The sequence below is a fragment of the Brevundimonas sp. genome, assembly GCF_032055285.1.
Taxonomy (GTDB): Bacteria; Pseudomonadota; Alphaproteobacteria; order Caulobacterales; family Caulobacteraceae; genus Brevundimonas.
The window spans coordinates 55,356-61,947 of the sequence record NZ_DAMBRE010000012.1; the positions used below are offsets into that span (position 1 = coordinate 55,356).

The 6,592-nt window shown below is 68.9% G+C and carries 5 protein-coding genes; all 5 read right to left on the reverse strand.

Annotation, left to right across the window (positions count from 1 at the left end):
* Nucleotides 1-117: 117 nt before the first annotated feature.
* Nucleotides 118-3,126: a translation initiation factor IF-2 gene (gene infB / locus RTY13_RS16995; protein ID WP_312785274.1), complete on the reverse strand. Its 3,009-nt coding sequence runs from the start codon at nucleotides 3,124-3,126 to the stop codon at nucleotides 118-120.
* 79 nt (nucleotides 3,127-3,205) lie between these two features.
* Nucleotides 3,206-3,910: an RNA-binding protein gene (locus RTY13_RS17000; protein WP_312785276.1), complete on the reverse strand. Its 705-nt coding sequence runs from the start codon at nucleotides 3,908-3,910 to the stop codon at nucleotides 3,206-3,208.
* Between the two features lie 18 nt (nucleotides 3,911-3,928).
* Entirely contained in the window at nucleotides 3,929-5,659 is a 1,731-nt protein-coding gene (nusA, locus tag RTY13_RS17005; protein WP_312785278.1) for a transcription termination factor NusA, read from the reverse strand.
* Nucleotides 5,659-6,258 (reverse strand): ribosome maturation factor RimP, encoded by a 600-nt coding sequence (gene rimP, locus RTY13_RS17010; protein WP_312785280.1) that lies wholly within the window; start codon nucleotides 6,256-6,258, stop codon nucleotides 5,659-5,661. The genes nusA and rimP overlap by 1 nt, the downstream gene beginning before the upstream one ends.
* Nucleotides 6,259-6,398: 140 nt before the next feature.
* Nucleotides 6,399-6,592: hypothetical protein (locus tag RTY13_RS17015; RefSeq protein WP_312785282.1), on the reverse strand; the 194-nt coding region annotated here is incomplete at its 5' end.

Below are 6,592 nucleotides of genomic sequence, written 5' to 3' on the forward strand. Positions count from 1 at the left end.
GGCGACCGGCGGACCGTAACGGCATCGGCCCTCGCCGTGAACCCTCGCCCAGAAAAGACAAGGGGCGCGGTCTCTTTCGAAACCGCGCCCCTGAGGCCTTCGTCAGTCCGGCGAACCCTAGTCCAGGGTGCGCTTGACCTCTTCGACGGTGAAGCACTCGATGTAGTCGCCTTCCTTGATGTCCTGGAAGCCCTGGAACTGCATGCCGCACTCCTGGCCCGAGGGCACCTCGTTGACCTCGTCCTTGAAGCGCTTGAGCGTGTTGAGCACGCCCAGTTCCAGCACCACCACGTCGTCGCGGATGATGCGGACGCGCGCGCCCTTGCGGACCACGCCTTCCGACACCCGGCAGCCGGCGATCTTGCCGACCTTGGTGATGTCGAAGACCTGCAGCACCTTGGCGTTGCCGAGGAAGGTTTCGCGCTGGAGCGGCGCCAGCATGCCCGAGAGCACGCCCTTCATGTCGTCCAGCAGGTCGTAGATGATCGAGTAGTAGCGGATCTCGACGCCTTCACGGTCGGCCAGTTCGCGCGCCTGCTTGGACGCACGGACGTTGAAGCCGAGGATCGGCGCCCCGGCCGACTTGGCCAGGTTGACGTCGCTCTCGGTGATGCCGCCGGCGCCCGAATAGACGACGCGTGCACGCACCTCGTCGTTGCCCATCTTCTCCAGCGAGGCCGAGATGGCTTCGCCCGAGCCCTGGACGTCGGACTTGATGACGACCGGCAGCTCATTGATCTTCTTCGATCCGAGCTTGGCCATCATGTCGGCCAGCGACAGGCTGCCGCCCGAGACCTGGCTCTTCTCACGCTTCACGCGCTCACGGTATTCCGTCAGCTCGCGGGCGCGGGCCTCGCTCTCCACCACGGCGAAGACGTCGCCCGGCGAAGGCGCTTCCGACAGGCCGAGGATCTCGACTGGGACGGAAGGACCGGCTTCGGTCAGTTGGGCGTTGCGTTCATCCAGCAGGGCGCGCGCCTTGCCCCAGGCGGAGCCGGCCACGACGATGTCGCCGCGCTTCAGCGTGCCGCGCTTGACCAGGACGGTGGCGACCGGGCCGCGGCCCTTGTCCAGCTTGGCCTCGATGACCACGCCTTCGGCCGAACGATCCGGGTTGGCGCGCAGGTCCATGACCTCGGCCTGCAGCAGGATGGCGTTGATCAGGCCGTCCAGGTTGATGCGGTTCTTGGCCGACACCTCGATGATCTGGGTGTCGCCGCCCAGGCTCTCGGCGATGACTTCGTGCTGCAGCAGCTCGTTGACCACCTTCTGCGCATTGGCGTCCGGCTTGTCGATCTTGTTGACCGCGACGATCAGGGGCGCGTTGGCGGCCTTGGCGTGGCGGATGGCTTCGATCGTCTGCGGCATGACGCCGTCGTCGGCGGCCACGACCAGGACCACGATGTCGGTGACGTTGGCGCCGCGCGCCCGCATCGCCGAGAAGGCGGCGTGGCCCGGGGTGTCCAGGAAGGTGACGCGCTGGCCGTCTTCCAGGCGCACCTGATAGGCGCCGATGTGCTGGGTGATGCCGCCGGCTTCGCCGCCGGCGACGTCGGTCGTGCGCAGGGCGTCCAGCAGCGAGGTCTTGCCGTGGTCGACGTGGCCCATGATGGCCACGACCGGGGCGCGCAGGGTGGTGGCGCCTTCGTCGTCGGCCTCGGCGATGAAGCCTTCCTCGACGTCGGATTCCGACACGCGCTTGACGGCCATGCCGAACTCTTCGGCCACCAGTTCGGCGGTGTCGGAGTCGATCACGTCGTTGATCTTCATCATCATGCCCTGACGCATCAGGAATTTGATGATGTCGACGCCGCGGACGGCCATCCGGTTGGACAGCTCCTGCACGGTGATGACGTCGGGGATGACGACTTCACGCGGCCGGTTCGGCGCATCGGTCGAACCGCCCTTGCGTTTTTCCTTCTCGCGTTCGCGGGCGCGGCGGACCGAGGCCAGCGAGCGCATGCGCTCGGCGGTGTCGCCGTCGCCGGCGACCGACTGGATGGTCAGGCGGCCTTCGCGGCGCTTGGGCTCGCCACGCGTGCGGCTGACGGCCTTGCCGGCGTCCGAGAAGCGCTTGTCGCGGTCGTCCTCGGGACGGACCGGACGGCCGAAGCCGGCGCCGGGCGCGCGGCTGGGACGGGCCACATCGGGCGTGGCCGGCGGCTGGTTCGGAGTCGGGCGGCCGCCGGGGCCGGTGCGGGCCGCGCCCGGACGGGCGGCGCCGGGGGCCGGTTTCGGGTTGAGGGCCGAATAGCGGACGGTCTGGCTGGCGGCCGGACGGCCGCCCTGCGGACGATCGCCTTGCGGGCGGCCGCCTTGCGGACGCTCCGAAGCCTGCGGACGGTCGGACTGGGGACGATCGCCGTCGCCCATGGCCTGCTCACGGGCCGAGCGGCCGCCGAAGGCGGGACGCTCGATCGGCGCGCGGCCGGTCGGGATCTTGGGCGCGCGCTGGCCGAAGTTGACCACCGGACGCGCGGGGGCGGCCGGACGCGGGGCCGGAGCCGGGGTCGGCGCAGGCGTCGGGGCCGGCACGATCGGCTTGGGCAGCTCGACCTTCGGCAGTTCAATCTTGGGCGCAGCGGGCTTGGCCGGCGCGGCGGCCGTCAGCTTGGCGGCTTCGGCGCGGGCGGCGTCGGCTGCGGCCTTGGCGGCGGCGGCTTCGGCGCGAGCGGCTTCAGCGGCCTTCTCGGCAGCGGCGGCCTGATCGCGCTGGGCGGCTTCACGCGCGGCCTTTTCAGCCACGGCGGCGCGTTCACGCTCGGCCTGGGCCTGGGTGGCCAGGGCGATGGCGCGGCGTCGCGCTTCCTGCTCCTCGACCGACAGGCCTCCGCCGGCCGGACGCGGCGCGTTTGAGCGCGGCGCCTGGGCTCCGCCCTGCTCGGCGCGCGGACGCGACACGTCGAAGCCCTGCGGACGCTGATGTCCGGGCGCAGCGCCGGCGCGACGCTTCGTCTCGACGACCACGGTCTTGGACCGTCCATGGCTGAAGCTCTGCTTCACGGTGCCGGTCGAGACCGATCCCGCCGCGCGCGGCTTCAGGCTCAGCGGAGCGCGCGGCCCCGTCTGAGAAGGCGCGTTGGCAGGGGTCTTACCGTCTTCGGTCTTGTCGTTTTCGTCGCTCATCCGGTCGCTTTACTCGGGGCGGAGAATTCCGCCATCGTCTCGTCAAACACCCATAGCCGGGCGTGGTCCCGCTTCCTTGTCAGGAAACAGGTCCTCGCCCGCCAAAAGCCTCAGGCTCTCGTTCCGGGACCTCGCCCCGGTCGTCCTCGGCGCCGTCGCCGGGGCCATTCCGGCGCCAGCTCTCTGGACGCAGAGGCCGAAATCCCGCCAGTCGTTCGACCTCCAGGGTCCAACGATCGGCTCGCCCGCCTTGCAGCAGGACGGCGTGTATCGCATTTTCCAGCCCAAGGGCCAAACTCAAATCGTCCGCCGTGAACGCGCCGCAGATTTTGGGCGCCGGAGACGGGTGTTTCGCCAGGGCCAAAAGCTTGCCGCGACCGTCAGCCGAGCCGTCCGCCGCCTCAATGACCCAGGCCGCGCGCCCGCCGCGAATGGCGGCGGCGCTCTTTTCGAAGCCAGAGATAAGCACGCCTTCGCGCCGGGCAAGACCCAGCTGGTCCAGACAACGCCGAACCAGCAGCTTCTCGACCATGTCGGCCAGGTCCGTCGCCGGTTTCAACGGCGCCTTGGCCGAGCGGGCGAACAGGTTCTTCTTCACCGCCGTCTCGATCGAGGCGCGGTCGGCGGCGACCCAGAGGCCGCGGCCGGGCAGCTTGCGCGCCAGGTCGGGAGCGACCGAGCCGTCCGGCGCCGGCACGAAGCGGATCAGGCGAGATTCATCGAGAACCTGGCGGGTCACCAGGTCCTGACGGTCTCTATCGATCAGCGCCTCGTTCGGGGTCATGGACGGCTGCGGCTCCCATCAGTCTTGCGACGGCTCGAGGTCTTCGGCGAAGACCTCCGCATCGACATCAACGCCTTCGACCGGCTCTTCGGCGCCGTCTTCGCCGGCGTCGGCGAAGATTTCTTCCTCATACTCGGCCTCGGGCTCTTCGACCTGCGGCAGTTCCGAGGCGTCGATCCAGCCGGCAGCCACGCGGGCCTGCAGGATCAGCAGCTCGGCGTCCTGTTGCGACAGGTTGAAGCTTTCCAGCACGCCGGCGACCTTCACGCGCTCGCCGTTGCGCACTTCATAGCCGCCGCGGATTTCGTCGGTGGCCAAGTCGGCCAGGTCTTCGACCGTCTTCACCCCGCCTTCGCCCAGGGCGACGGCGATGGCGCCGGTCACGCCCGGAACGTTCAGCACGTCGTCTTCGACGCCCAGGGCCACGCGCTTGGCGTCCAGCTCCGCGGCCTTGCGATCCAGGAATTCGCGGGCGCGGGTCTGCAGTTCTTCGGCGGTTTCCTCGTCGAAGCCCTCGATCTCCGAGACTTCGTAGGATTCAACGAAGGCCAGGTCCTCGACCGTGGCGAAGCCTTCGGTGACCAGCAGCTGGGCGATGGTCTCATCGACGTCCAGGGCTTCCTGGAACAGGGCGGTCCGCTCGGCGAATTCCTTCTGACGACGTTCCGAGTCCTGCGTCTCGGTGATGATGTCGATCTGCCAGCCGGTCAGTTGCGAGGCCAGACGCACGTTCTGGCCGCGACGGCCGATGGCCAGCGACAGCTGTTCGTCCGGCACCACGACTTCGACGCGGTCGGCCTCTTCGTCCATGACCACCTTGGCCACTTCAGCCGGAGCCAGGGCGTTGACGATGAAGGTGGGTTCGTCGTCGTTCCACTGGATGATGTCGATCTTCTCGCCCTGCAGTTCGGCGACGACCGCCTGCACGCGCGAGCCGCGCATGCCGACGCAGGCGCCGACGGGGTCGATCGAGCTGTCGTTCGACAGGACGGCCATCTTGGCGCGCGAACCGGCGTCGCGGGCGGCGGCGCGGATCTCGATCACGCCGTCATAGACTTCCGGCACTTCCTGGGCGAACAGCTTGGCCATGAAGCCCGGGTGGGCGCGCGACAGCATGACCTGCGGGCCCTTGGCGTCGGGACGGACGTCATAGATGTAGGTGCGGACGCGGTCGCCGACGTTGAACACCTCGCGCGGGATCGACTGATCGCGGCGCATGATGCCTTCGCCGCGACCCAGGTCGACGATGGTGTTGCCGTACTCGACGCGCTTGACCGTGCCGTTGACGATCTCGCCGACGCGATCCTTGAACTCTTCGTACTGGTTGGCGCGCTCGGCTTCACGGACCTTTCCGGTCACGACCTGGCGAGCCATCTGGGTCTGGACGCGGCCGAACTCGAACGGCGGCAGGACCTCGATGTATTCCTTGCCGACCTCGGCTTCCGGGTCGCGCTTGGAGGCGTCGCGCAGGCGCACCATGGCGCTGTCGTTGAACTCTTCCAGCTCGTCTTCCGGCTGCCAGTCGTCGGGCACGATGGTGACGTGGCGGGTCAGCGACAGCTCGCCGGTCTTGTGGTCGATCTTGGCGCGGATGTCGTGATGGGCGCCGTAACGCGACTTGGCGCCCTTCTGGATCGCCTCCTCGATCGCCTCGATGACGATTTCCTTGTCGATGTTCTTCTCACGCGCGACGGCGTCGGCGATCGAGAGCAGTTCGAGACGGTTGGCGGAAATACCGGTGACGGCCATCAGGCTTTGTCCTTGGTCGAGGTCGGGGTGGTTTGTTCGTCTTCTTCGGCCGCGCCTTCCGGCAGGCCGTCGTCTTCGGGTTCGCCGCGCGCCGCGCGCAGGGCCGCGCCCCGCTTCAGCAGCTCGTCGGTCAGCACCAGCTTGGCATCCGCGATCCACTCGAAGGGGATCAGGGCCGTGTCCTCCTCGCCGTCCAGATCGATGGCGACATTGTCGCCCTCGACGCCGGCCAGGATTCCCTTGAAGCGCTTGCGACCCTCGACCATGCGGTCGGTTTCCAGGCGGGCCTCATAGCCCTCGAACAGGTCGAAATCCATCAGGCGCGTCAGCGGCCGGTCGATGCCGGGCGACGAGACCTCCAGCAGGTATTCGCCCGAGATCGGGTCGGCGGCGTCGAACACTTCCGACACGGCGCGCGACAGGCGGGCGCATTCCTCGACCGAGATGTCGTTGTCGATCACGCGCTCGGCCATGATCTGCAGGCGGCGACGCAGGGTGCCGCCCATCAGGCGCACGCGCACGACGGCCAGCCCCAGGCTCTCGGCCACCGGGTCGATCATCTCCAGCAGGGCGCGGTCTTCAGCGGTCTTGGCGCGCAAGGGTCAGGTCCAAATACAAAAGCGGCGGTCCGTCCGGGCCGCCGCTTGAAACGACGCCGTTGGACGCCGGTCTAACGATGTGAGCGGTCATATAGGCGAAAGCGGGGGCCGTGTCAGCCCCCGCCGTCGTCATCCGCGATTCAGAACTCCTCCCAGCCGTCCGTGACCACGGCCAGGGCCGGCTTGCGCGCGGCGCCGCCGGTGCTGCGCAGGGCGGCGACGGTCTGGGCCACCGGCTGCGGCGTGCGGGCCGGCGCCGGTTTGGACGCGACCGGAGCGGCGGCCTGCCCCGTGCGGAAGCGCGACACCGAGGCGGCCAGGACGTCGGCCTCCT

Bases quoted from the DNA above. Each gene is read 5' to 3' on its own strand.
- infB (WP_312785274.1), bottom strand. From the start codon at position 3,126: ATGAGCGACGAAAACGACAAGACCGAAGACGGTAAGACCCCTGCCAAC.
- RTY13_RS17000 (WP_312785276.1), bottom strand. From the start codon at position 3,910: ATGACCCCGAACGAGGCGCTGATCGATAGAGACCGTCAGGACCTGGTG.
- nusA (WP_312785278.1), bottom strand. From the start codon at position 5,659: ATGGCCGTCACCGGTATTTCCGCCAACCGTCTCGAACTGCTCTCGATC.